This is a genomic window from Massilia sp. CCM 8734 (assembly GCF_011682155.1).
GTDB classification, from domain to species: domain Bacteria; phylum Pseudomonadota; class Gammaproteobacteria; order Burkholderiales; family Burkholderiaceae_D; genus Telluria_A; species Telluria_A rubra.
Genome location: NZ_WHJI01000009.1, coordinates 48542 through 73243 on the forward strand (window position 1 = coordinate 48542; position 24702 = coordinate 73243).

Annotated in this window: 21 protein-coding genes and 2 tRNA genes; 17 read left to right on the forward strand and 6 right to left on the reverse strand. The window is 62.2% G+C overall.

The genetic code is table 11. The features are described from left to right. Position 1 precedes the first annotated feature (1 nt). From carB to F2P46_RS10555, 3 genes are all read left to right on the forward strand, one after another. Positions 2-3232, forward strand: a complete 3231-nt coding sequence (gene carB, locus F2P46_RS10545; RefSeq protein WP_166888613.1) for a carbamoyl-phosphate synthase large subunit — start codon at positions 2-4, stop codon at positions 3230-3232. A gap of 95 nt (positions 3233-3327) precedes the next feature. Further along, positions 3328-3807, forward strand: coding sequence for a transcription elongation factor GreA (gene greA, locus F2P46_RS10550; protein WP_166888616.1), 480 nt, complete (start codon positions 3328-3330; stop codon positions 3805-3807). Beyond that, positions 3807-4256 carry a DUF4149 domain-containing protein gene (locus tag F2P46_RS10555; protein WP_166888619.1) on the forward strand — a complete coding sequence of 150 codons (450 nt, stop codon included), beginning with the start codon at positions 3807-3809 and terminating at the stop codon, positions 4254-4256. Before greA ends, F2P46_RS10555 begins: the two co-directional genes overlap by 1 nt. Positions 4257-4341: 85 nt before the next feature. Here F2P46_RS10555 and F2P46_RS10560 read toward each other — a convergent pair whose 3' ends face one another. Continuing rightward, positions 4342-4812 (reverse strand): YhbY family RNA-binding protein, encoded by a 471-nt coding sequence (locus F2P46_RS10560; RefSeq protein WP_166888622.1) that lies wholly within the window; start codon positions 4810-4812, stop codon positions 4342-4344. A gap of 41 nt (positions 4813-4853) precedes the next feature. Between F2P46_RS10560 and F2P46_RS10565 the strand changes: the two genes are divergently transcribed. From F2P46_RS10565 to F2P46_RS10595, 7 genes are all read left to right on the forward strand, one after another. Continuing rightward, the gene (locus tag F2P46_RS10565) at positions 4854-5540 is read left to right on the forward strand and encodes an RlmE family RNA methyltransferase (protein WP_166888625.1); all 687 of its coding nucleotides are present in this window, start codon (positions 4854-4856) and stop codon (positions 5538-5540) included. Between the two features lie 192 nt (positions 5541-5732). After that, positions 5733-7622: an ATP-dependent zinc metalloprotease FtsH gene (ftsH, locus tag F2P46_RS10570; RefSeq protein WP_166888627.1), complete on the forward strand. Its 1890-nt coding sequence runs from the start codon at positions 5733-5735 to the stop codon at positions 7620-7622. A 98-nt stretch (positions 7623-7720) separates the two neighbouring features. Then, positions 7721-8584, forward strand: a complete 864-nt coding sequence (gene folP, locus F2P46_RS10575) for a dihydropteroate synthase (RefSeq protein WP_166888630.1) — start codon at positions 7721-7723, stop codon at positions 8582-8584. A 10-nt stretch (positions 8585-8594) separates the two neighbouring features. Beyond that, entirely contained in the window at positions 8595-9932 is a 1338-nt protein-coding gene (gene glmM, locus F2P46_RS10580) for a phosphoglucosamine mutase (protein ID WP_166888632.1), read from the forward strand. A gap of 157 nt (positions 9933-10089) precedes the next feature. Further along, positions 10090-10166 (forward strand) — tRNA-Pro (locus tag F2P46_RS10585). Between the two features lie 109 nt (positions 10167-10275). Next, a tRNA-Arg gene (locus F2P46_RS10590) sits at positions 10276-10350 on the forward strand. A gap of 110 nt (positions 10351-10460) precedes the next feature. Next, positions 10461-11114, forward strand: a complete 654-nt coding sequence (locus tag F2P46_RS10595) for a M949_RS01915 family surface polysaccharide biosynthesis protein (RefSeq protein ID WP_166888634.1) — start codon at positions 10461-10463, stop codon at positions 11112-11114. Between the two features lie 55 nt (positions 11115-11169). Here F2P46_RS10595 and F2P46_RS10600 read toward each other — a convergent pair whose 3' ends face one another. The 4 genes from F2P46_RS10600 to F2P46_RS10615 all read right to left on the reverse strand — a co-directional run bounded on the left by F2P46_RS10600 (position 11170) and on the right by F2P46_RS10615 (position 13222). Beyond that, the gene (locus tag F2P46_RS10600; RefSeq protein ID WP_166888637.1) at positions 11170-11586 is read right to left on the reverse strand and encodes an STY0301 family protein; all 417 of its coding nucleotides are present in this window, start codon (positions 11584-11586) and stop codon (positions 11170-11172) included. A 5-nt stretch (positions 11587-11591) separates the two neighbouring features. Next, positions 11592-12065 carry a BPSL0067 family protein gene (locus F2P46_RS38795; protein WP_368737907.1) on the reverse strand — a complete coding sequence of 158 codons (474 nt, stop codon included), beginning with the start codon at positions 12063-12065 and terminating at the stop codon, positions 11592-11594. A gap of 339 nt (positions 12066-12404) precedes the next feature. Next, a complete protein-coding gene (locus F2P46_RS10610; RefSeq protein WP_166888932.1) occupies positions 12405-12968 on the reverse strand; it encodes a formate dehydrogenase accessory sulfurtransferase FdhD in 564 nt (187 codons plus the stop codon). Further along, entirely contained in the window at positions 12929-13222 is a 294-nt protein-coding gene (locus F2P46_RS10615) for a hypothetical protein (RefSeq protein WP_166888643.1), read from the reverse strand. Before F2P46_RS10615 ends, F2P46_RS10610 begins: the two co-directional genes overlap by 40 nt. 463 nt (positions 13223-13685) lie before the next feature. Between F2P46_RS10615 and F2P46_RS10620 the strand changes: the two genes are divergently transcribed. The 7 genes from F2P46_RS10620 (at position 13686) to F2P46_RS10650 (ending at position 23251) form a co-directional block, all read left to right on the forward strand. Beyond that, complete coding sequence (locus tag F2P46_RS10620) at positions 13686-13955, forward strand: type II toxin-antitoxin system ParD family antitoxin (protein ID WP_166888646.1); 270 nt, start codon at positions 13686-13688, stop codon at positions 13953-13955. Further along, positions 13956-14252, forward strand: a complete 297-nt coding sequence (locus F2P46_RS10625; RefSeq protein WP_166888649.1) for a type II toxin-antitoxin system RelE/ParE family toxin — start codon at positions 13956-13958, stop codon at positions 14250-14252. Positions 14253-14683: 431 nt separating this feature from the next. Further along, the gene (locus tag F2P46_RS10630; RefSeq protein ID WP_166888652.1) at positions 14684-18124 is read left to right on the forward strand and encodes a chemotaxis protein CheB; all 3441 of its coding nucleotides are present in this window, start codon (positions 14684-14686) and stop codon (positions 18122-18124) included. Then, positions 18114-19013: a PAS domain-containing protein gene (locus tag F2P46_RS10635; protein ID WP_166888655.1), complete on the forward strand. Its 900-nt coding sequence runs from the start codon at positions 18114-18116 to the stop codon at positions 19011-19013. The genes F2P46_RS10630 and F2P46_RS10635 overlap by 11 nt, the downstream gene beginning before the upstream one ends. Before the next feature lie 139 nt (positions 19014-19152). Continuing rightward, positions 19153-19683, forward strand: a complete 531-nt coding sequence (locus tag F2P46_RS10640; protein ID WP_166888658.1) for a sigma-70 family RNA polymerase sigma factor — start codon at positions 19153-19155, stop codon at positions 19681-19683. Next, the gene (locus F2P46_RS10645; RefSeq protein WP_229509219.1) at positions 19680-20645 is read left to right on the forward strand and encodes a FecR domain-containing protein; all 966 of its coding nucleotides are present in this window, start codon (positions 19680-19682) and stop codon (positions 20643-20645) included. The genes F2P46_RS10640 and F2P46_RS10645 overlap by 4 nt, the downstream gene beginning before the upstream one ends. A 239-nt stretch (positions 20646-20884) precedes the next feature. Then, complete coding sequence (locus F2P46_RS10650) at positions 20885-23251, forward strand: TonB-dependent siderophore receptor (RefSeq protein WP_229509226.1); 2367 nt, start codon at positions 20885-20887, stop codon at positions 23249-23251. Here F2P46_RS10650 and F2P46_RS10655 read toward each other — a convergent pair. Then, positions 23239-24684, reverse strand: coding sequence for a peroxidase (locus tag F2P46_RS10655; RefSeq protein ID WP_166888664.1), 1446 nt, complete (start codon positions 24682-24684; stop codon positions 23239-23241). The genes F2P46_RS10650 and F2P46_RS10655 overlap by 13 nt on opposite strands. Between the last annotated feature and the right edge of the window lie 18 nt (positions 24685-24702).

Sequence of the window (24702 nt, forward strand, 5' to 3'; positions counted from 1 at the left end):
TATGCCAAAGCGTAGTGACATTAAAAGTATTCTGATTATTGGCGCAGGCCCGATCATCATCGGCCAGGCTTGCGAGTTCGATTATTCCGGCGCCCAGGCGTGCAAGGCGCTGCGCGAGGAGGGCTATAAAGTCATCCTCGTCAACAGCAACCCGGCGACCATCATGACCGACCCGGAAATGGCGGACGTGACCTACATCGAGCCGATCACCTGGAAGGTCGTCGAGCGCATCATCGCCAAGGAGCGTCCCGACGCGATCCTGCCGACCATGGGCGGCCAGACCGCGCTCAATTGCGCGCTCGACCTGCACAACAACGGCGTGCTCAAACAGTACAACGTGGAGCTGATCGGCGCCTCGCCGGAAGCCATCGACAAGGCCGAAGACCGCTCCAAGTTCAAGGAGGCGATGACCAAGATCGGTCTCGGTTCGGCGCGTTCCGGCGTGGCCCACTCGATGGAAGAATCGTGGGTCGTGCAGCGCGAGATGGGTTTCCCGACCATCATCCGTCCCTCGTTCACCATGGGCGGCACCGGCGGCGGCATCGCCTACAACGAAGAAGAATTCGAGACCATCTGCAAGCGCGGCCTGGAAGCGTCGCCGACCAAGGAACTGCTGATCGAAGAGTCCCTGATCGGCTGGAAAGAGTACGAGATGGAAGTGGTGCGCGACAAGGCGGACAACTGCATCATCATCTGCTCGATCGAAAACCTGGACGCCATGGGCGTGCACACGGGCGACTCGATCACCGTGGCGCCGGCCCAGACCCTGACCGACAAGGAATACCAGGTCATGCGTAACGCCTCCCTGGCGGTGCTGCGCGAGATCGGCGTCGACACGGGTGGTTCGAACGTGCAGTTCGCGATCAACCCGCAAGACGGGCGCATGATCGTCATCGAAATGAATCCGCGCGTGTCGCGTTCGTCGGCACTGGCTTCCAAGGCGACCGGTTTCCCGATCGCCAAGATCGCGGCCAAGCTGGCGGTGGGCTTCACGCTCGACGAGCTGCGCAACGAAATCACCGGCGGCGCCACGCCTGCCTCGTTCGAACCGTCGATCGACTACGTCGTGGTCAAGATCCCGCGCTTCACGTTCGAAAAATTCCCGGCTGCCGACCATCACCTGACCACCCAGATGAAGTCCGTCGGTGAAGTCATGGCGATTGGCCGCACCTTCCAGGAATCGTTCCAGAAGGCCCTGCGCGGCCTGGAAGTGGGCGTCGATGGCCTGAACGAGAAAACGCGCGACCGCGAAAAGATCGAAGAAGAACTGGGCGAACCCGGCCCGGACCGCATCTGGTACGTGGGCGACGCCTTTGCCCAGGGCTTTACGCTGGAAGAAGTGCATCAGCTGACCCACATCGATCCGTGGTTCCTGGTGCAGATCAAGGAAATCGTCGACATCGAACTGTGGCTCGACAATCAAAAGCTCGAATCGATCGACAAGCCGACCCTGTACAAGTTGAAGCAAAAAGGCTTCTCGGACCGCCGCCTGGCCTTCCTGCTGCACACGACCGACAAAGTGGTGCGCGAGACGCGCCATGCGATGGGCATCCGTCCGGTGTACAAGCGGGTCGATACCTGCGCGGCCGAATTTTCGACCGACACCGCGTACATGTACTCGACGTATGACGAAGAGTGCGAGTCCAACCCGAGCGACAAGAAAAAGATCATGGTGCTGGGCGGTGGCCCGAACCGCATCGGCCAGGGTATCGAATTCGATTACTGCTGCGTGCACGCGGCGCTGGCGATGCGCGAAGACGGCTACGAGACCATCATGGTCAACTGCAATCCCGAGACCGTCTCGACCGACTACGATACCTCGGACCGCCTGTATTTCGAGTCGCTGACGCTGGAAGACGTCTTGGAGATCGTCGCCATCGAAAAACCGGTCGGCGTGATCGTGCAGTACGGCGGCCAGACGCCATTGAAGCTCGCGCTCGACCTGGAAGCGAACGGCGTGCCGATCATCGGCACCTCGCCCGACATGATCGACGCGGCCGAAGACCGCGAGCGCTTCCAGCAGATGCTGCAAAAAATGGGCTTGCGCCAGCCGCCTAACCGCACCGCGCGCACCGAGCCTGAAGCACTGGCGCTGGCGCAGGAAATCGGTTATCCGCTGGTGGTGCGTCCATCGTATGTGCTGGGCGGGCGGGCGATGGAAATCGTCCACGAACAGCGCGACCTGGAACGCTACATGCGCGAAGCGGTCAAGGTATCGCACGATTCGCCAGTGCTGCTGGACCGCTTCCTGAACGACGCCATTGAGGTCGACGTCGACTGCATCTCCGACGGCGTCACCACCTTCATCGGCGGCGTGATGGAGCACATCGAGCAGGCCGGCGTGCACTCGGGCGACTCGGCCTGTTCGCTGCCGCCATATTCGCTCTCGCAAGAGACCATCGATGAACTCAAGCGCCAGACCTCGCTGATGGCCAAGGGCCTGAACGTGATCGGCCTGATGAACGTGCAGTTCGCGATCCAGAAGACGGAAGTCGATGGCGTGATGACTGATACGGTATTCGTGCTGGAAGTGAACCCGCGTGCTTCGCGCACGGTGCCGTTCGTGTCGAAAGCGACCGGCCTGCAACTGGCCAAGATCGCGGCCCGTTGCATGGTTGGCCAGACGCTCGAATCGCAGGGCATCACCACCGAAGTCGTGCCGCCGTTCTACAGCGTGAAGGAAGCCGTGTTCCCGTTCGTGAAATTCCCTGGCGTGGACACCATTCTCGGACCCGAGATGAAGTCCACCGGTGAAGTCATGGGCGTGGGCATGACCTTCGGCGAAGCGTTCGTCAAGTCGCAGATGGGCGCCGGCGTCAAGCTGCCCGAATCGGGCAAGGTGTTCCTGTCGGTGAAGGGCTCGGACAAGCCGCGCGCGGTGAAGGTGGCGCGCGACCTGCACTCGATGGGCTTCCAGGTCGTCGCGACCAAGGGCACGGCCGCGGTGATCACCGCGGCGGGAATTCCATGCCAGGCCGTCAACAAGATGATCGAAGGCCGTCCGCACGTGGTCGACATGATCAAGAACCACGAGATCGCGCTGGTGATCAACACGGTCGAAGAAAAACGCAGTGCGATTGTCGACTCGCGCCAGATCCGGATTTCAGCTTTGGCCGCGCGCGTGACGACATACACTACAATAGCGGGTGCGGAGGCTGCGGTCGAAGGCATGCGTCATCTTGACGAGTTGCGGGTCTACGATTTACAAGGCCTGCATAAAACCTTAAACTAAGCGGCACGCAGTACCCCTGACCACAGGGCGCGCGAAGGACATCCTCCATCGCGCGCCCTGTGGTTTTCACTTTTCAGTAGAAACGCGAATACGACATGAACACATCTGTTCCACTTACCAAATACGGCGCCGAACTGCTCAAGGAAGAGCTGCACCAGCTCAAGACCAAGGAGCGCCGCAGTGTGATCGACGCGATCGCCGAGGCGCGCTCGCATGGCGATTTGTCCGAGAACGCCGAATACGACGCCGCCAAGGAGCGCCAGGCATTCGTCGAAGGCCGCATCGCGGAGCTGGAAGGCAAATTGGGCGCCGCGCAGATCATCGATCCGACCACCCTGGACGCCGAAGGGCGCGTGGTGTTCGCCTCGACCGTCGACCTGGAAGACCTGGATAACGGCACCAAGGTGACCTACCAGATCGTCGGCCTGGACGAAGCGGACTTGAAGCTCAATAAAGTGTCGGTTACCTCGCCGATCGCGCGCGCCTTGATCGGCAAGTACGCCGGCGACGTAGTGGAAGTGCAGGCGCCATCCGGCCCGCGCGAATACGAAATCCTCGAAGTCAAGTACATCTGATGCTGCTTGCGCGCGCCCGCCTGCTGCTGGTGACGGCGTGGGCGGGCAGTTTGTGGACGGTGGGCTACCTGGTGGCCCCGACCTTGTTCCGCACCCTGTCCGACAGCGTGCTGGCCGGGACCATTGCGGGCAGCATGTTCAGGGCCGAAGCGATGGTGTCGCTGGTGTGCGGCGTGGGGCTGCTGGTGTTGCTGGCCCTGGACAAGGGCGTCGATACCACACGGCGGCGCGTGCTGTTGCTGGTGGTGGCGTCGATGTTGGCCTTGATGGCGGCCAGTACGCTGGGACTTGGGCCGATGATGGCTCAGTTAAAAGAGGCGGCGCCCGGCGGCGTGATGGAAGCGGCCGCGCGCAAGCAGTTCGGCATGCTGCACGGGGTGTCGATGGTGTTGTATTTGATACAGAGCGTGCTGGCGGCGGTGCTGGTGTTCAAGAACCCAAAGCCGTAATCCCAGCCACCGTCGTTCCCGCATGCGCGGGAACGACGAGAGTGGCGGCAAGAACAACAATGCAGTAACGCAGGCAACGCGGGGATTATTTCCCCAGCGCGCCTTTCTTAGGGCTGGTCTGGCGCGGCTTGGCGCGCTTGATGGTGCCGCCTTCCGTCACACGCTCATTGCCTTTGATCATGACCTTGGTCACGGACGGACGCTTGGTACCGCTTGCGCTCGCTTTAACAATGGTAACTTCGCGCATTCCTTTACCCGACTTGCTGCTGCGTTCTTTCACCACTTCCACTTTGGGACGGTAAATGACCAGCAGTTTGCCGATGTGTTGCACCGGAGCCGCATCGAGCTCGGTACAGATGTTGTCGTAGATTTCTGCGCGCATGGCGCGGTCGTCGCCGAACACGCGGACCTTGATCAGGCCGTGCGAGTCGAGGCTGGCCGAGATCTCTTTGATCACGGCAGGCGTCAGGCCCGCTTCGCCGATGATGACGACTGGCTTGAGCGCATGCGCTTCAGCGCGCAGTGCGCTGCGCTCGACGGGGGTAAGTTTTTGCATAATATTTTTAGATAATCCTTTAAAAGCAGTATTCTACGCGAATGGCAAAGAACAAATTAAACAAAAACTGGTTGCACGACCACATAAACGACCCCTACGTGAAGTTAGCGCAGAAAGAGGGTTACCGTGCACGCGCCGCTTACAAGCTCAAGGAAATCGACGAGAGCGAAAAGCTGATCAAATCGGGCCAGGTCATCGTCGACCTCGGCTGCACCCCGGGCAGCTGGGGCCAGTACGTGCGGCGCAAGCTGGCCGGCAAGGATGGCGGCGGCATCAACGGCACCATCATCGGCCTCGACATGCTGCCGATGGAGCCGATCGCCGACATGCATTTTATCCTTGGCGACTTCCGCGAGGCGCGCATTTTGCGCCAGCTCGACACCATCTTGGCCGGCCGCAAATGCGACCTGGTGCTGTCGGACATGGCGCCCAACCTGTCGGGTATCCCCACGGCCGATTCGGCCCGCATGGAGCACCTGATCGACCTCGCCATCGAATTTTCGCAATTCCACATGAAACCGTCCGGCGCGCTGGTCGTCAAGTGTTTTAAAGACATGGGTTTCAGCCAGGTCGTGGAGAAGTTCCGCGCCGAGTTCAAGGTCGTCAAGCAGATCAAGCCGAAGGCCAGCCGTGATAAATCGTCCGAAATTTTCCTCGTTGGCAAGGGGCTGAAAAATCCTACCGACAAGAATACCGCACTGGAAGACGAATCTCCCCTTGATATTTGATGGGTTTAGCCGCACATCAACCAAGGAAAGCCGCAAAAGGCATGAGAATTGGGTAAGAGTTGCCTGATTTTCATGGCTTTTCAGTAGTTTTTCAGCCCGGCAGCGGGGCGTGCGTGGCACCGCCTGCTTATTGCGAGTAAAATCGGCGTTCTAAAATCGGTAAAAAGATGCGCCTGCATCGAAGGAGTTTTCGTGAATAATATGTTTTCAAAATCCGCCATCTGGGTAGTCGTTGCCCTGTTGTTGTTCATGCTGTTCCGGCAGTTTGACAACCACAACGTTGCCGGCGGCAGCAAGTCCATCGCTTATTCCGAACTGCTCGATGACGTGAAGGCACGGCGCATCAAGGAAGTGCTGATCGAAGGGCCGAACATCACCGCTACCCGCACCGACGACAGCAAGGTGCGCGCCACCGCCACCTTGCTCGACCGCGGCCTGGTCGGCGACCTGCGCGACGCCGGCATTCGCTTCGACATCAAGCCGCCTGAAGAAACCTCGTTCCTGCAGACCGTGATCATTTCCTGGTTCCCGTTCCTGTTGCTGATCGGCGTATGGATTTTCTTCATGCGTCAGATGCAGGGCGGCGGCAAGGGCGGCGCTTTCTCCTTCGGCAAGTCGAAGGCCCGCATGATGGATGAAACCAACAATACCGTTACCTTCGCCGACGTCGCCGGTTGCGACGAAGCGAAAGAAGAAGTCAACGAAATCGTCGACTTCCTCAAGGACCCGACCAAATTCCAGAAGCTGGGCGGCCGTATTCCGCGCGGCGTGCTGATGGTAGGCCCTCCGGGCACGGGTAAAACCCTGCTGGCGCGGGCCATCGCCGGCGAAGCCAAAGTGCCGTTCTTCTCGATTTCCGGTTCGGATTTCGTCGAAATGTTCGTCGGCGTCGGTGCAAGCCGCGTGCGCGACATGTTCGAGAACGCCAAAAAACACTCGCCTTGCATCATTTTCATCGACGAGATCGACGCGGTCGGCCGTCACCGTGGCGCCGGCATGGGCGGCGGTAACGACGAGCGCGAACAGACCTTGAATCAATTGCTGGTCGAGATGGACGGTTTTGAAGCCAGCTCCGGCGTCATCGTCGTCGCCGCCACCAACCGCGCCGACGTGCTCGACAAAGCGCTGCTGCGTCCGGGCCGTTTCGACCGCCAGGTCATGGTGGGCTTGCCCGACATCCGCGGCCGCGAACAGATTCTCAATGTGCACATGCGCAAGGTGCCTATCGGCGCCGACGTCAAGGCCGACATCCTGGCGCGCGGTACGCCTGGCTTCTCGGGCGCCGACCTGGCCAACCTGGTCAATGAAGCAGCCCTGTTCGCCGCGCGCCGCAGCAAGCGCCTGGTGGAAATGAGCGACTTCGAAGACGCGAAAGACAAGATCTTCATGGGTCCGGAGCGCAAATCGATGGTCATGCGTGAAGAAGAACGCCGCAACACCGCGTATCACGAATCCGGCCACGCCGTCATCGCCAAGCTGTTGCCTAAGGCCGATCCGGTCCACAAGGTCACGATCATGCCGCGCGGTTATGCCCTGGGCCTGACCTGGCAGTTGCCTGAGCATGATGTGCTGTCCGGCTACAAGGACAAGATGCTGGAAGAAATCTCGATCCTGTTCGGTGGCCGTATCGCCGAAGAACTGTTCGTCGGTCAAATGTCGACCGGCGCGTCGAACGACTTCTCGCGTGCCACCAAACTGGCGCGCTCGATGGTGACGCGTTTCGGCATGAGCGACAGCATGGGCGTGATGGTCTACGAAGATAGCGAAAACGAAGGTTTCTTCGGCGGCGCCACCAAGACCATCTCCGAGGCGACCCAGCAAAAGGTCGATGCCGAGATCCGTTCGATCCTCGACACGCAGTACGCGCTGTCGCGCCGCCTGCTGGAAGAGAATCGCGACAAGGTCGAAAAAATGACCCAGGCGCTGCTCGACTGGGAAACCATCGACGCCGACCAGATCAACGACATCATGGCCGGCAACGAGCCACGCGAGCCGAAGTCGGGTGTCCTGACCAAGCGCACGCCGCCTCCGGGCGACAGCGGTCCGGGCGGCGTTTCACCGAACGCGACAGCACCGGCGTAAATCTCTCCGATTTCTTGCAAGCTTGTATATAATGCCGTTCAGACAAGACTGAACGGCATTTTTTATGGTCGATCGATTAACATCATGATGTAAACGCAATGCGACAATATTTTCAATGCGGCCGCTTCGGCTTCGATGTGGCGGCCACACCCCTGGTCATGGGCATTCTCAACGTCACGCCCGACTCGTTTTCGGACGGCGGACGCTTCGGCTCGCTCGAATTTGCCCTCTCGCGCGCCGAAGAAATGGTGAGCGAAGGCGTTGACCTGATCGATGTCGGCGGCGAATCGAGCCGTCCGGGCGCGCCCGCGCTGCCCCTCGATGAAGAATTGCGCCGCGTGATGCCGGCGCTGTATGCGCTGCGCGATCTCGGCAAGCCCTTGTCGATCGACACCTACAAGCCCGAGGTGATGCGCGAGGCGATCCTGGCCGGGGTCGACATGATCAACGACATCAACGCGTTCCGGGCGCCCGGCGCCCTGGAAGCGGTGGCCGGCAGCGACTGCGCGCTGTGCGTGATGCATATGCAAAGTTCGCCGCAGACCATGCAGCAGTCCCCAAGCTACGCCGACGTGGTGCGCGAGGTGACGGATTTTTTGCGCGAGCGCATCGAGGCCATGCTGGCCATCGGCATCGAACGCCAGCGCATCTGCATCGATCCGGGTTTTGGTTTCGGCAAGACGGTGGAGCACAACTACGCCTTGTTGCGCAACATCGGCAAGCTGGGGCGCGAACTCGGCTTGCCGGTGCTGGCGGGGGTGTCGCGCAAGTCGATGATCGGGGCCGTGACCGGCAAGCCGGTCGAGCAGCGCCTGGCCGGCAGTCTTGCCGGCGCACTGGCTGCGGTGGCGCAGGGCGCGCGCATCGTGCGCGTGCATGATGTTACTGAAACAGTCGATGCACTTAAAGTGTGGCAAGCCGCCACCACGCATTCTTCATTAACTAATTCAATCACTGAGTAAAAGAGAAAACATGGCACGTAAATATTTCGGTACGGACGGTGTGCGCGGGCTGGTGGGCGTGGCGCCGATCACCCCTGATTTCGTGATGCGCCTCGGCTACGCCGCTGGTAAAGTCCTGGCCAAAACCAACGCCGCCTCGGGTCGTCCGACGGTCCTGATCGGCAAGGACACCCGTATCTCGGGTTACATGCTCGAATCGGCCTTGGAAGCGGGCTTCAACGCCGCCGGCGTGGACGTGATGCTGGCCGGCCCGATGCCGACCCCGGCCGTGGCCTACCTGACGCGCGCGCTGCGCCTGTCTGCCGGTGTCGTCATTTCCGCCTCGCACAACCCATTCCAGGATAACGGCATCAAGTTCTTCTCCGAGCACGGCACCAAGCTGCCGGACGCGGTCGAGCAAGAAATCGAAGCCATGATCGACTTGCCGATGGAATGCGTGCCGGCCGAAAAGCTGGGCCGCGCCAAGCGCCTGGAAGACGCCAAGGGCCGCTACATCGAATTTTGCAAGAGCACCTTCCCGAACGAGCTCGACCTGCGCGGCCTGCGCATCGTGCTCGACTGCGCGCACGGCGCCGCCTACCACATCGCACCGCACGTGTTCCACGAGCTGGGAGCGGAAGTCATCGCCATCGGCAACAAGCCGAACGGCTTTAACATCAACGACGGCTTCGGCGCGACCGCGCCGAAGGCCATGGCCGCGGCCGTGCTCGAACACCGCGCCGACCTCGGCATCGCGCTCGACGGCGACGCCGACCGCCTGGTCATGTGCGACGGCGCCGGCCGCATCTACAACGGCGACGAGCTGCTGTATGTCATGGTGCGCGACCGCATGACGACCGGCCCGGTGGCCGGCGCGGTAGGAACCCTGATGACGAACATGGCGCTGGAAGTGGCATTCAAGGAACTCGGCGTCGGCTTCGCGCGCGCCAAGGTCGGCGACCGCTATGTGCTGGAAGTGATGAAAGAGAACGGCTGGCTGTTCGGCGGCGAAGGCTCGGGTCACTTGCTGGCGCTCGACAAGCACACGACCGGCGACGGTATTGTCTCCGCGCTGCAAGTGCTGTCGGCGCTCAAGCGCAGCGGCAAGAGCCTGGACAAGTGCTGCAAGGAACTGACCTTGTATCCGCAAACCTTGATTAACGTGAAGGTGCCGTCCGGTTTCGACTGGACCAAGCATCCGGACATGGTGGCCGAGAAAGAAGCCGTGGAAGCGGAGCTGGGCGATACGGGGCGCGTGCTGATCCGCGCATCGGGTACCGAGCCGCTGATCCGCGTGATGGTGGAAGCGAAGAGCGCGCAGGTGGCCGAATCGACCGCGCGCCGGATTGCCAACAAGGTGCCGGCGTAAGCAAACAGTCGCGGCGGGGAGGGCGCGTCTGTTGATGGGCGCGCCGGTAAGCGGTTGAGTGGTGCTTGAAGTTAGTTTTCCTGTTTTCAACATTTCACAGAAAACTTCACGATGTGCCGTTGACGTTTGCGATTGCCCCGACGTATAATAACGTCTTCGGAGTGTGGCGCAGTCCGGTAGCGCACCTGGTTTGGGACCAGGGGGTCCAAGGTTCGAATCCTTGTACTCCGACCAAGTTAAAGACGGGCTGTCATGCATTTGACAGCCCGTTTTCATTTCCACAGGGGGTTCCTCCTTGCGGCAAATTACCCTCAGCTCGGGTAAGATATCGATACGATCAATACCGCCTGTCGTTCAACGGATAGGACCTCGCTCTTCTAAAGCGATCATGGGGGTTCGATTCCCTCCAGGCGGACCATTTTCCCAGGCTTGCATCCCTGTTCCAGCGAACAAGCAAAAGATCAGGCACGTCCATTCCACTTCCGTGACATGCGCATCTCCCACCGTTTCTCGAATATCACGTCAACCATGCCAATCACATCCGCCGTTTCCGTGCTGCCCCTGTGCCTGCTGTTAATCTCCGCGGCATCGCTGCCGGCGCATGCCGCCGTGCAGCACGCGCCGGTGACGCCCGCGTTCCTGAAAGCCGAGCGGATCGCCGTGCCGGGCAAGCTGGTCAAGGCCGCCCGCATCGTCGATGCCGGCGGCGAGCACATTCTGGTGGTCAGCTTGCGCACCGGCACGTCGAGCGCGGAAAACGCCACGCCGGGCGACGACGAGGAACGCCACGAATTGTTCGCCTCGCTGTACGTGCGCAAAGCCAACCGCTGGGCCCGCGAGTGGCTGATCCAGGATGAGAATGACTGTCCCATAGTGGATTCATCGGCCAACTTTTTCCCCAAGTACATTACTGTCACCGACCTCGACCAAAACGGCATCGCCGAAGTCACCGTTCCCTACAAATATTTTTGCGGCGGCGGGGTTGATTCCAGCACCTTGAAAGTGATCATGCGCCAGGGTGCGCAAAAATTCGCCGCGCGCGGACAGACGCAGTTGGCCGGCGAACCGGGGATGGCGTATGGGGGCGAACTGGTTTTCGATCCCTCGCTGTCGTTGAAAGAAAACGCCGTCTTCAAGGCGCATCTGCAATTCATTCGCGACAAGGTGTATATCGAACATTAATCTCAGGCGGCGATACACACTGCCACGGTCCTTGTACAGCGCCGCTATCACGCGTTCATTTACAGCTAATGCTGACGTCGGGATTCTCCCCCGGCTTTACCCGTTTGGTTTTCACCACGCATTGGGTAGCGCTCGCGGCAATGCGATGCAACAACTCGATTCCGCCGCCTCCATAGTTACAGAAAAACCACTTCTCACCGACCGTAAGAGGGTAGGTGACTTCATGACCCTCTTTGGTTTTGATGGACGCGCCGCCCATCAATTCTGCCCGGTCTTCGTCGGAGCCTGTAAACACCCCACCGCCGCTGAGCAGAAGATTGGCGCCTACTTTGCCTTTTCCATCCCACCCCTTAGGGACTTCCGCAAGTTTCACCGATTGGACAGGATAGCGGACCGGGCACTGAATTTTCTGCTCTGCTCCATGTGCTGCTGAAGCGAGAAAAACAACAACTCCAATCACTGGCATCTTCATATTTTTCACCATACAACGTAAAAGGTATCGGCATTGTCGGAGTCGTGATACGGGTTGCCCTCTGCGTGACTTTTCCCTCTGGCATTAATTGTACGTGATGCTATCTTATAGGGATTCCTGGTTTTCCACTGATCCATCACTTTGATACTTGTCGGTTTCCCCGTTTTCATGCTGACGGGGCCATAGCCAAGAAAAAAACAGGCGTGGTTGCCTTTTCGACGGTTGGGGTAGATGCCATTCTCAAACGTAGCGATCACGGTACCTACCGGAATATGGACGGAGTCAATGACACGTAAACCCGGACGCCATGTGCTCGTGTGCCCGACCTTCGTAAAATGCTGAACAAGCGGTACGCAGTCACCATTTCCGATAGGTTCGCCCCCTTCTAGATTTGGAGCATTCGCGTAAACTTTGAAAAATGAAGACATATTTGACCTTGAGAAAATGGATAGACCAGGTTTGTTTCTAAATCGCAACATTAGATGACCAACAAATGTTTTCTGTTGTTTTCCATTTGATGGGGCTATAGATCAAGATGGCACATAATCAACATTTAAAATATTGCATTTTCTAGTGCGGGAGATCTCTAAGGAAGTGGTGATGTCAATCTTGTATTTATTGTCTATTACGAATGAGAGCTAAGACGAGCTGATCAGGAATGGCGCTGCATCTGCCCTCGAGCAAAGACGTACTCGTAGCTTGTAAATGATGTGCCGCAAGAGAGATTTCAGGCTGCGCGATCGTCGGCACTCGACGCAATGACGTCAGCTTGGCTGTGGCGACTCATGGAACGCGTAAATAACTACGCGTCATCTGGCTCATCCCACCCGATCCGCGTGGCTATGCACAGCATGCTGTCCGTTGCGCACAAAGCCCGCCAGGGTCAAGCCGGATTGCTCCGCCACCCGCAGGACCGCCACGAGGCCGACCCCGGCCCGGGTCGCTTTTTGCACCATTTCATAACTGGCGCGGCTGGTGAGCACGCAAAACCCTTGTGCCGGCGAGAGGCCGCTTCGAACGAGCGCGCCGATCAGTTTGTCGAGGGCGTTGTGGCGGCCGATGTCTTCGCGCACCTGCAGCAGCTTGCCGTCCGCGTCCGCCCAGCCGGCCGCATGCGCGGCGCCGGTTAGTGGATGCAAACGCTGATGTTGCGGCAGCGATGCCATGGCGCGATGCAACGCCGCTGCACTGACGCGCGTGCTATGAGCAACGACACGACTGGGCGCGGAAAACTGCGCTTGGCTTTCCACTCCGCACAGCCCGCAGCCGGTGCGCCCGGTCCGCATGTGCTGTGCCTGTTTACTGCGGTGCAGGGAGCTGCCAACGATGCGGATGGCCACTTCTACCCCCTCCGGCCGGGCCGCAATGCCGATCTCGAACACGTCATGTTCTTGGTGAACAGGGTCTTCACTGAGTCCGAACCCAGCGCAAGATCCTCCAGCTCTTGCGGCGTGGCCAGCATGACAGCGTGCGTGATGCCGTTGTAGACCAGCGCAACCGGGGTTTCCTCAAGCACCCACTGATGGGCCGTGGTGGCGCTGCGACTATCAAAGACTGGCAATCCTAGCACAGTGTCCCGCAAGATATCCTCGCGCGCCCCGGCTGGCCCCAGTTCCAGCATCGTGCAAGCGTTCATGCCGCCACCGCAGCAACGTCGCGCACCCGGCAGACATCGATCGCCTCGGCGCCGGGCGCCATGCTTTCCTTCGCGTGGTGACAGAGCGGTATCAATGGATTGCATTCCAGGAAGTACCCATGCGATGCATTCGGCCGGCACCGAATACTCGGTGATGCGTAAACCGCTGACTGATTATCACCACGCTTGGAGTCAGTAAACATGTCACCGCCGCTGAGCGGACGATTGGCCTTCACCGGCTTTCCCCTTGTCATGCTGACGGGGCCATAGCCACGAAGAAGGCAGGCGTGGTTGCTTTTTCGACGGTTGGGGTACTATTCTCAGACGTTGCGCTCGCAGCACCCGCAGGAATATGGACGACGTCAATGACACGCAGGCAGGCAAGGGGTGAACCTTTTCGTCGTACAGATGTCAAATAGTTACAACTGATGCCATGTCACCATCAGCGATCGGGGAGTTCAGAATGACCATGAAAATAGCGTTAGCGCCGCAGTTTGAACAAATGGTGCGCGAAAAGCTTGCGTCTGGTATGTACGCATCGGCGAGCGAGGTGGTCCAGGACGCTCTGCGTCTCATGCAAGAACACGACCAAACGCGAGTGGCAAAGCACCTTCAACTACGTCAGGATATCGAGGATGGATTGAGCAGCGGACCTGCTGTACATTGGGATGCTGACGATATCACTCGGGCGGGATACGCTAGGCGCGCCATCAAGGCAGAAAACGGTGCATGAATGGGCGCCGTTACTGTCCGTCCCCGCGCCCGGATCGACCTTGACGAGATATGGGATTTCATCGCGCAGGACAGTGTGACGCAGGCAGACGCTTTCATCGGCAGGATGAGTGCAAAAATACAGCTGTTGGCCCAGCAGCCCGATCTTGGTCGTTTGCGGGAGGATCTGAGCCACGGTTTGAGAAGTTTTCCTTTCGAGCGCTACATTGTCTTCTACTTGCCGACTAAAGGTGGGGTGGAGCTTGTCCGCGTTTTGCACGGCGCGCGGGATGTGGAGGCGCTATTGCGCGTCAAGTGATTTTGGCGGAACGCCGGCACGGCTAGCGTGACGCAGTCATCGACACGGTCAACCTCCAGCGCTCCAGCCTGGCGAGCAGATCTTCATCGTCACATCCGTTTCACGCCTGCCGAAGCCCTTGCTCAGTTCAGATCACGCAAGGCTGTGCGAGCATCGGACCCGACGCGGTGCGACGCCATCGCAGTTCATCCTACCCGACGGGCGTGGCTATACACAGCATGTCGTCCGTTGCGCACAAAGCCCCCCAGGGGCAAGCCGGATTGCTCGGCCCCCCCGCACGGCCTGCGCCAGCGCGTGCGCAAGCTGCTCGCATTGCCGGATGCCGATGCAAGCAAGGGCGCCGGCCCGCAGGTCCGAATGTTATAGTACGTCCCGACGCCTGCCGCCGCCAGCGACGCGGTTTAACTCCCACGATGTACCTTCAGCTTGCCATGAGAAAAACCAGCACGACACCGCACCCGCCCGCTACCCTGCCCGATACCCGGACAGCCCATCCGGGCGGCACGCCGCGCGCCATCGTCGGCATCGGCGCCTCGGCCGGCGGACTCGAAGCGCTCGAATTGTTCCTTTCGGGCGTGCCGGAAGACAGCGGCCTGGCGTTTGTGGTCGTGCAGCATCTCGATCCCGTACATAAAAGCATCATGGTCGAGCTCTTGCAGCGCAGCACCAGCATGCCCGTCGTCGAAATCACCGACCGCCTGCGGGTCGAGCCGGATCATGTGTATATCATCGCGCCCGACTGCGACCTGTCGATCCTGCACGGCGTCCTGCACCTGCTCGAACCGGCCGCGCCGCGCGGGCTGCGCCTGCCGGTCGATTTTTTCCTGCGCTCGCTCGCCGCCGACCAGCAAGCCAACAGCATCGCCGTGATTCTCTCCGGCATGGGCGCGGATGGCTCGCTCGGTTTGGGGGCGATCAAGGAATGCGCCGGAGCCGTGTTCGTGCAAGATCCGGAGTCGGCCAAGTTCGACGGCATGCCGCGCAGCGCCATCGACGCCGGCCTGGCCGACGTGGTGGCGCCCGCCGAGGAGCTGGCCGCCCGCATCATCGCCTACCATCGCCACGCGCCGTTACCGGTGACGCCGCCCGAGCTGAGCTTTTCCGATGCCGACGGCAGCGCGCTCGACAAGATCGTGGTGATCCTGCGCGCCCAAAGCGGGCATGATTTTTCGTTCTACAAGAAAAGCACCATCTACCGCCGCATCGAGCGCCGCATGAGCCTGCACCAGCTGGGCAGCATCGCCGACTATGTGCGCTACGTGCGCGAGAATGCCCAAGAAGCCCAGTTGCTGTTCAAGGAATTGCTGATCGGCGTAACCAGTTTCTTCCGCGATAGCGCCGTGTGGGACCAGATCGAGAACGAGGCCATTCCCGCGCTGCTGGCGGCCCATCCGCAAGGCGCCATCCTGCGCGCCTGGACCCCGGCCTGTTCCACCGGCGAAGAAGCGTATTCGCTGGCGATGGCGTTTCGCGATAGCGTCGATCGCATCAAGCCGGAAGCACGTTTCACCCTGCAAATTTTTGCCACCGATCTCGACAGCGACGCGATCGGCCGCGCGCGCGCCGGGGAGTTTTCCGGCAATATTGTGGCCGATGTCAGCGAAACGCGCCTGCGCCGCTATTTCGTCGAGCGCGATGGCGGCTATCGGGTCTGCAAGGAAATCCGGGAGATGGTCACCTTCGCACCGCAGAACCTGGTAATGGACCCGCCGTTTACCAAGCTCGACCTGCTGACCTGCCGCAACCTGCTGATCTACCTGGAGGCGGACCTGCAGAAAAAGCTGCTGCCCCTGTTTCACTACAGCCTGCGCCCGGGCGGCATCCTGGTGCTGGGCAGCGCCGAAACAGTGGGTGCGGCCAGCGACCTGTTTACCGCGTGGCCGGGCAAGACGCGCATTTACCAGCGCCGCGAAAGCAGTCCGCGCACCGAGCCGGTCGATTTTCCGGCATCGATTTATGGCCGTGCCCGCAAAGGGCTGGTCGAAGCGATTCCGGCCGCCGCCCAGGTCCAGCCGGGCGGTTCCAGCGTGCAAATCCTGATCGACTCGCTGTTGCAACAACGCTTTTCGCCGGCGGCCGTCCTCACCACCGACAAGGGCGACCTGATCTACATCAGCGGCAAGACCGGTAAATACCTCGAACCGGCCGCCGGCAAGGCCAACCTGAACATCTTCGCCATGGCGCGCGAGGGGCTGGCCGGCGCCTTGAACGAAGTCTTCGCCCGCGTCGTGCGCGAGCAGGGCAGCCAGGTGCTCAGGGGATTGCGCGTGGGCGGCCACGACGGTGCGCTGCTGGTCAATGTGGAGGTGCACAGCCTGCAGGAACCGGCGCCGCTGCGCGGCATGGTCTTGATCGTGTTCTCGGACCAGCCGGCCGCGCGCCCAAGAACGCGACGCAAGGGCCAGCCGGGCGGCGTCGAGGCCGAGCGCATGGATGCGATGACGCGAGAAATCGCCCAATCGCGCGAGGAGCTGCAACGCGCGCGCGAAGAGATGCAGACCTCGCAGGAAGAGTTGAAATCGACCAATGAGGAATTGCAAAGCACCAACGAAGAATTGCAAAGCACCAACGAGGAACTGACCACCTCCAAGGAAGAGATGCAGTCGATGAATGAGGAGTTGCAGACGGTCAATCATGAATTGTCGGCCAAGGTCGACGAATTGTCGCAAGCCAGCGACGACATGAAAAACCTGCTTAACAGCACCAACATCGCCACCTTGTTTCTCGATGAAGACATGCGCATCCGGCGCTTCACCAATCGGATCACCGCCATCATCAAGCTTATTCCGAGCGACGCCGGGCGCCCGGTCACCGACCTGGTCAGCATGCTCGACTACCCCTCGCTGGCCGAGGACGCCCGTGAAGTGCTGCGCTCGCTGGTGTTCCGCGAAGTGCAGGTCAGCGCGCTCGACGGCCGCTGGTTCACGGTGCGCATCATGCCTTACCGCACCCAGGACAACCGGATCGATGGCGTGGTCATCACGTTTATCGACATCAGCGCCGCGAAAACGCTGGAACACGCCTTGCGGCTCAGCGACGAGCGCTTCCGGATTGCCATCGAACACGCGCCGCTGACGGTGTTCAGCCAGGACCGCGACTTGCGCTACACCTGGGTCCACAACTTGCAGCCGCAAGTGCGCTCGGGCGACGCCATCGGCAAGACCGACGCCGAGCTGTTGCCGCCGGAAGACGCCGCGCGCTTGAGCGCGCTCAAACGCCAGGCGCTCGAGCAAGGCGTGAGCGTGCGTGCCGAAACCAGTGCGCACCTGCATGGCGTCACCCGCTACTACGACTTTTTTGCCGAGCCCGCGCGCGACCAGGCGGGGGCGATTATCGGCGTCTCCGGCATGGCCTGGGAAATTACCGAGCAAAAGCGCGCTGAAGCGCGTTTCCGGCAATTGCTGGAGCATTCCCTGAATGCGGTTGCCTGCCACCAGCTGATTTTGGACTATGGCGTGCCGCGTGATTTCGTGGTCCTTGAAGTCAATCCGAAGTTCAAGGAACTGACCGGTTTGCAAGAAGTGGTCGGCCAGCGCCAGTCGGCGTTGGCGGGCTCGATCTATCCCTTCAACGCGGACCTGTTCGCCGCCTGCGTGCGGGTGGCGACCAGCGGCACGCCGGAGCGCCTGGATGTCTCCTGCAATGACGGAGCGCAATGGATCAACTGTGCGCTGTATTCTCCCGAGCCCGGCTACTTTATTTCGGTCAAGGAAGATGTGACCGAACACAGGCAACTGGCGCACATACTGAGCCAGGCCCAGTTGGTGTTGCAGCAAGGCGGTGCGCCCGGCGCGGACTTGCAACGGATCGTGCAAGAGGTGCAGGGCGTGCTGGAGCGCCGCACCAATCAGGACAACAATCATGAACCATGAACCGACACCCGCCGATGCCGAACTGCGCCTGCGCGCGCAGGAACGGCTGTCCGAACAGCGGCGCGCGCTGGCCAGCGGCGAGCACCACCTCGACAATCCGCAGCGCCTGCTGCACGAACTGCAGGTGCACCAGATCGAACTGCAATTGCAGAACGAGCAGCTGGAAGCGGCGCGCGCCTGGATCGAGGCTGCGCTGGCCAGCTACACCGAGCTGTTCGATTTCGCGCCCGTGCCATATTTCACGCTCGACCGGGTCGGCAAGATTGCCGAGCTTAACCTGGCCGCCGCGCGCCTGCTCGGTATCGAACGGGCCCGCGTGATCGACAAGCGCCTCGGTGTGTTTGTCGCCGAATCCGACCGTAGCCGCCTCGCGGCCTGCCTCAAGTCCCTGTTTGCGACGATGTCCGATGCGCACTGCGAAGTGGTGATCGTTGCCAAGGACGGCGCCCGGCGCACGGTGGAAGTGCGCACCACCTTGTCCAATAATGGCGAAGCCTGCCGCGCGGTGGTGATCGATGTGAGCGCGCGCAGCGCCGCCGGAGAGCAAATGCGGCGCCAGGCGCAGGTCTTTGCACGCGCGCCCGATGCGATGTTCATCAGCGACCAGCAGGGCGTCATTTCCGACGTGAACAACGCCTTTGGCGCGCTCACCGGCTATGCCCCCGAGGAAGTGCTTGGCCAGCATCAGGGCCTGCTGCGCGGCGCCGAGCAGGCGCCCGGGCTGGACCAGGACATTATGCTCTCGCTCGCTCTGCATGGCCGCTGGCGCGGCGCTGTGTGGCTGCGCCGGCGCGACGGTGAACTGGTGCGGCTGACCCAGCAGATCGACAGCGCTCCCCCCGAGACTGGGGAGCAAGGCTGGGTAGGGCGCTTTTCGCAGGGCGATTAAGCGCGGCGCAGGCCACGGTCGCGCCATTCCGGTCCGGCGCCCTGGACCGCGCAAGGCCCTGGATCGCGCAATTAAATTGCCCGCTTACCCAGCAAGCATTACAATTGAGAATAATTCTCATTCTTAAGTGATCGCTTGCATGTCCAGTTCCCCACCTCCACTCGCGCTTGAAACGCTGTACACCGACCATCACGGCTGGTTGCGCGGCTGGCTGCGCAAACGGCTGGGCAACGCCTGCGATGCGGCCGACCTGGCGCATGACACCTATCTGCGCATCATCACCAGCGGCCGCGTGCCGCCGCCCGGGCAGTCGCGCCGCCACCTGACCCAGATCGCCAACGGCCTCGTGGTCGACCTGTACCGGCGGCGCCAGATCGAACTGGCTTACCTTGAGGCCATCGCGCTGCTGCCTGCGGCGCACGCTCCGTCGGAAGAGGCGCGCGCCATCACGCTCGAAGCGCTGGTCGAGATCGATGCGCTGCTGCACTGCGTGCCGGCCAAGGCCCGCTCGGCGCTCTTGCTGTGCAAGCTAGAAGGAATGAGTTACCGCGACATCGCCGAGCGCCTCCAGGTGTCGGTCTCGTCGGTGGAAAAGTACATCGCCACGGCCTTGCAGGTGTGCGCCAGCGCACTGCACACCCCGGCGCAGCAGGGCGCGATCGCGTCATGAGCGCAGCCCCGCTCGACCCCGCCACCGTCAGCCAGGCCGCCGCCTGGATGGCACGCCTGTGGTCGGACCAGGCCAGCGCGGCCGACCAGGCTGCGTGCGGCGCGTGGCGCGCGGCCCATCCGGACCACGAACGCGCCTGGCGCCGCCTGCAAGCCGTAGAAGACAAGCTGGTCAGCGTTCCGCGCGAGATTGCCCAGCACGCCTTGCGCGAGCCTGCGGCAAGCGCCTGGGTCACGCGCCGCCGTGCGCTGCAACTACTGGGCCTGGGCGTGAGTGCGGGCGCCGCCTGGTCGCTGCGCGGCCCCGAAACCTGGGACCGCATCGCGTCCGATCACAGCACCGCCACCGGCGCCACGCGCGCGCTCATCTTGCCGGACGGTAGCCACGTGGTGCTGGCCAGCGCCACGGCGATCGACCTGCGCTTCGGCGGCGCCGAGCGCCTTGTGATCGTGCGCGCCGGCGAAATCCTGGTCACGACCGCGCCCGATCCGATAGCCGCGCAACGCCCGTTCCGGGTGCGCACGCGCGATGGCGTGGTGCAAGCCCTCGGCACCCGCTTTCTGGTGCGCCAGCATGCGGATCTGACGCGTGTCGGCGTGCTCGACGGGGCTGTCGAGTTGCGGGCGCACAACCATCTTCACGCTGCCGTGCGCATCGACGCCGGCCAGGGCGCGGCATTTTCGCAGGACCGCATCGAGCCGTCCGGGCCGGTGCAAGCCAGCGCCGCCGCCTGGTCGGACGGCTTGCTGGTGGCCGAAGACATGCGCGTGGCCGACTTTGTCGCCGAACTGGCGCGCTACCGGCCGGGCCTGCTGCGCTGCGATCCCGCCATTGCCGCCATGCGCGTGACCGGCGTGTTTTCGCTGCGCGATACCGACCGCGCACTGCGCAACCTGGCGCTGGCGCTGCCGGTCGCCGTGGCCTATCGCAGCCGCTACTGGGTCACCGTGCGCGCCCGTTGATAATGCCGTGTAAGATTTTTTACCGAAATCGTCGTTTCGGCTTGAGGGTTTCCGGTTCTCGTTCGGGATACATGTAAGCACTCCCGCATTCTTCGAACCAGGATCGCACCATGACCCATCCGTACCGCCATTCCTCCATCGCACCCTCAGCGCATCGACCGGCCTTGACTCTCCACCGTGGCGCGGCCGCCGTGCGCGCCGTTTTGCTGGCCGGGCTGGGCCTTGGCCTCGGCCTTGGCATGGGCCTGGCCACGCCGGCCCAGGCCCAAAGCGCACCGGCGCGCAGCTACCAGATCGCGCCCGGCCCGCTGGACCGCACCTTGACCAGCTTCGCCAGCGCCGCCGGCATCGAGCTGTCCGCCGATGCAACGCTACTGAACGGCAAGACCAGCGCCGGCCTGAACGCCATCACCAGCGTGCAGGCCGGCTTCGACGAAGTCTTGCGCGGACACGGCCTGCAAGCGCTGCGCCAGGCCAACGGCAGCTACACCCTGGTCAAGCTGGCCGAGCGGCCGGCCGCCCGTCCGGCGGCCCGGCCCGAGGCCGCCGTGCTGCCGACGATTACCGTGCTCGACAACGCCGAACCGGAGACCGCAAGTGGTCCCATCCGCGGCTACGTGGCCCGGCGCAGCGCCACGGCCACCAAAACCGACACGCCGATCATTGAAACGCCGCAGTCCGTCAGCGTGGTCGGCGCGGAGGAGATCGATACCCTCAAGTCGCAAAGCCTGCAAGACGTGCTCGCCTACGTGGCCGGCGTGGCCCGTAACGAAGCGGCCGACCGCACCACCGACCAGTTTTTCCTGCGCGGCTTCCAGGCCACCTCGGACCTTGGCAACCACTACCGCGACGGCACCCGCTACGGCGTCACCCGCTACGACGGTCGCCAGGAACTGTATGGCCTGGAACGGGTCGAAGTAGTCAAGGGCGCCGCGTCGGTCCTGTTCGGGGCGGGCGGGCCTGGCGGCATCATCAACACGGTCAGCAAGCGTCCCACGGCGGAGCCGGTGCACGAAATCAATCTGGAAGGAGGCTCATTCAAGCGCAAACAGGTATCGGCCGATCTTGGCGGCCCGCTGAGCGACGACGGCGTCTGGTCGTACCGCCTTACCGCGCTCTGGCGCGACAGCGACACCTTCATCGATCACGTACCCGACAACCGCCGTTTCGTGGCGCCCGCGCTGACGTGGAAACCGAACGCGGCGACCTCACTCACGTTTTTGGGAGACTATCAAAAAGACCGCACAGTCAATGTCTACGGCTTGCCCGCCGAAGGGACGGTGCTGCCCAACGCCAACGGCCCGATTGCGCGCCAGCGCTTCGTGGGCGAGCCGGGCTTCGATCAGTTCGCGCTGGAACGGTATTGCGCCGGATACCTGTTCGAGCATGCGTTCACGGAGCGGCTCAAGCTCAAAAACAGCCTGCGCTATGCCCATGCGAGCAACGCCTTCGACTACACCGAGGTGTGGGGCGGCGTTGACGCCAGCGCCCGCGTGACGGCCCTGCGCTGGGCCACCCAGCGCGCCGACCGTTCCTCGTCGCTGGTGTCGGACACGTCGCTCCAATACCAGCTGGGCGAGGGCGCCGTCAGGCAGACCATCCTGGCGGGCGTCGACTACTCGCGCGGACGCGAAGAAACCGAACGCTACACGCGCACGCTGGCCAATCTCGACCTGTTCGCACCGGTGTACGGCAGCGCCGTGGGTAGCGAGCGCGCGCCGAATAGCTTCGCCTACAAGGCCGACGGCAAGCGCATCGGCGTCTACGCGCAGGACCAGGTCAAGGTGGGCGAGAAATGGGTGGCCTCGCTGGGCGGTCGCTACGACATGATGCGCTACAACGAAGCCGGATTCTTTGGCGGCGTACGGGCCGACAATGAAAAAAGCCATGCCTTCACCGGCAGGGCAGGGCTGGTGTACCTGGCCGACAACGGCCTGGCGCCGTTTGCCAGCTACAGCGAATCGTTCGAGCCGACCACCGGCGTCGACCGCACCGGCGCGCGCTTCAAGCCGTCCGAAGGCAAGCAGTTCGAAGCCGGGCTGCGCTACCAGCCCAAGGGCGCCGACATGCTGCTCTCGGCTGCGGTGTACCAGCTGACCCGCCAGAACGTGCAGGTGGAAGACCCGCAGGATGCCAACTTTGCCATGCAGGCAGGCGAAGTGCGTTCGCGCGGCCTGGAACTGGAAGCGCGCACCCGGATCGGCAAAAGCGCCAACCTGATCGCCGCCTACGCCTACACCGACGCCCGCACCACCAAGGCGAGCCCCCTGTATCCGGAACGCGAAGGGCGGCGTGTCGACAGCGTGCCGTACAAGCAGTTCTCGATCTGGGGCGATGAGGGCTTCGGCGCGGCCGGCTTGCCCGGTTTACGGATCGGCACCGGCGCCCGCTACGTGGGCAGCACGCATGGCGCGGCGCATGGCACGCCCGTGATCGTGCCGTCCGTCACGCTGATCGATGCCATGGCCAGCTACAGCACCGGGCCGTGGAAACTCGCGCTCAACGTCACCAATCTGGCGGACAAGACCACTATCGGCAGTTGCACCTACGGTTGCTTTTATGGCGAAGCGCGCAAGATCATTGTCACGGCAAGCTACCGTTGGTAAGGCGTGCTCCCGGCGGCGGCTGTCAGTTGCGCCAGGTACAGCAGTCCTTTGATGCTCGGGAAAAAGCAGTACACCCCGCCGCGCGTGGTCACCAGCCGTGAAAAGCCGTCCAGGGTCCGGTTGGCGCTGCCTTTCGGACCCTTGCCGGGCAGGGTGAACGCGCTGCTGGCCGGATCGTTCACGCCTGCAAGAAAATCCTCGCCGCTGATGTTGTAGACGGCATTGCCGGCCACCGCGCCCTCGGGGCCGGTCGCCGATTTCACGAAATCATCCCTCCGGTTCCACTCGCTGCTCAGGAATTCGAACTGGTTGCGGATGCTCGCATTGATAAAGAAGCCGATCAGCCCGCGCTCGTGCGTGTCAGGGCGCGCGCGATCATACTGCCGACCATACGGTATCGAGCGCCGCACGAGCCGGTGATGGGTGCTGTCGGTGCCGATCACGGCGGCGTCGCGCGGATTGTTGCGCCGGATGTGGGCGCCAATTGGGCACTTCAGGCCCAGCGTATCGTCCGTGGCAGGATCGCTGCCGACGAACTCAAACCTGTTCAACTGCGCATCCGGCAGCGGCGCGCCTTGCGCCGTTGGCGTCAAGGTCAGCGGATTGCCGTTGCGCCAGCGCCCCATGAGCTTCGCCGCCAGTATCTCGGTATCGATGCCGGTCTCGGCCGCATAACGCGCCAGCATCGCCTCGAACCCGGCCACGTCCTGTTCCAGGATACGAAATACACCATAGCTGCTGTTGCTCGACAGTTCCTGCGGCAAGACACGATACGTGCCGCCCGCCGCATTCATGTGGCCAAGCAGAAATTCACCTGCGGGCACGTGTGGCTGCGCATCGGGCGCATCCCGTTCGCGGCGCGGCATGCCGATGATCGTCGGCTGCGCGATGCCATGGCGATAGCCGAAATGGACGGTGTTGTCGGGAAACTCGCCGCCATCCTGCACGTACAGCTCGCTCACGCCGCCCACAAAAGCGGCGCGCAGCTGCACCGACACAGTCTCCATCACCTCGGCGGAACTGGCTACCCACAAGCTCAGCACGATATGCACCCGGGCGGCATTGTCCAGGCCGCCAATCCAGCGTTCCGGCGCACTCGGCCCCAAGTCGCCCACCGTGGCGGCCGTGACAGGATCGGTCGCGCCGCGCTGGAATGCCGGGTCGAAGCTGGCGAGTTGCGCGGCAGTGACGCCGAGCGCGGCCAGGCCGGCGGCACTGAAACTGATATTCAGGAACGAGGAGGGTTTCGGCTCGATGATCCTGGCGCTGCTTATCATGGGAAAACCAGCGCGGCCCCGCACCAGCGCCTCGATCAGCTTGCCGGTCGCCGCAGCATCCGTGATCGTGAGCACGAAATGCCGCACCAGCCTGACGCGGTAGCCGCGCAGGATGACGCCCTGCACATCGTCCAGGTCAATCGCAGAATCGCTCATTCGCTTCTCCCGTCGCCT

Coding starts and splice junctions, on each gene's coding strand:
- F2P46_RS10640 (WP_166888658.1), top strand. CDS start 19,153: ATGTCCAGTTCCCCACCTCCACTCGCGCTTGAAACGCTGTACACCGAC.
- carB (WP_166888613.1), top strand. CDS start 2: ATGCCAAAGCGTAGTGACATTAAAAGTATTCTGATTATTGGCGCAGGC.
- F2P46_RS10620 (WP_166888646.1), top strand. CDS start 13,686: ATGACCATGAAAATAGCGTTAGCGCCGCAGTTTGAACAAATGGTGCGC.
- F2P46_RS10595 (WP_166888634.1), top strand. CDS start 10,461: ATGCCAATCACATCCGCCGTTTCCGTGCTGCCCCTGTGCCTGCTGTTA.
- F2P46_RS10625 (WP_166888649.1), top strand. CDS start 13,956: ATGGGCGCCGTTACTGTCCGTCCCCGCGCCCGGATCGACCTTGACGAG.
- F2P46_RS10655 (WP_166888664.1), bottom strand. CDS start 24,684: ATGAGCGATTCTGCGATTGACCTGGACGATGTGCAGGGCGTCATCCTG.
- F2P46_RS10635 (WP_166888655.1), top strand. CDS start 18,114: ATGAACCATGAACCGACACCCGCCGATGCCGAACTGCGCCTGCGCGCG.
- greA (WP_166888616.1), top strand. CDS start 3,328: ATGAACACATCTGTTCCACTTACCAAATACGGCGCCGAACTGCTCAAG.
- F2P46_RS10615 (WP_166888643.1), bottom strand. CDS start 13,222: ATGAACGCTTGCACGATGCTGGAACTGGGGCCAGCCGGGGCGCGCGAG.
- folP (WP_166888630.1), top strand. CDS start 7,721: ATGCGACAATATTTTCAATGCGGCCGCTTCGGCTTCGATGTGGCGGCC.
- F2P46_RS10565 (WP_166888625.1), top strand. CDS start 4,854: ATGGCAAAGAACAAATTAAACAAAAACTGGTTGCACGACCACATAAAC.
- F2P46_RS38795 (WP_368737907.1), bottom strand. CDS start 12,065: ATGTTGCGATTTAGAAACAAACCTGGTCTATCCATTTTCTCAAGGTCA.
- F2P46_RS10560 (WP_166888622.1), bottom strand. CDS start 4,812: ATGCAAAAACTTACCCCCGTCGAGCGCAGCGCACTGCGCGCTGAAGCG.
- glmM (WP_166888632.1), top strand. CDS start 8,595: ATGGCACGTAAATATTTCGGTACGGACGGTGTGCGCGGGCTGGTGGGC.
- F2P46_RS10630 (WP_166888652.1), top strand. CDS start 14,684: ATGAGAAAAACCAGCACGACACCGCACCCGCCCGCTACCCTGCCCGAT.
- F2P46_RS10555 (WP_166888619.1), top strand. CDS start 3,807: ATGCTGCTTGCGCGCGCCCGCCTGCTGCTGGTGACGGCGTGGGCGGGC.
- F2P46_RS10600 (WP_166888637.1), bottom strand. CDS start 11,586: ATGAAGATGCCAGTGATTGGAGTTGTTGTTTTTCTCGCTTCAGCAGCA.
- F2P46_RS10650 (WP_229509226.1), top strand. CDS start 20,885: ATGGGCCTGGCCACGCCGGCCCAGGCCCAAAGCGCACCGGCGCGCAGC.
- F2P46_RS10645 (WP_229509219.1), top strand. CDS start 19,680: ATGAGCGCAGCCCCGCTCGACCCCGCCACCGTCAGCCAGGCCGCCGCC.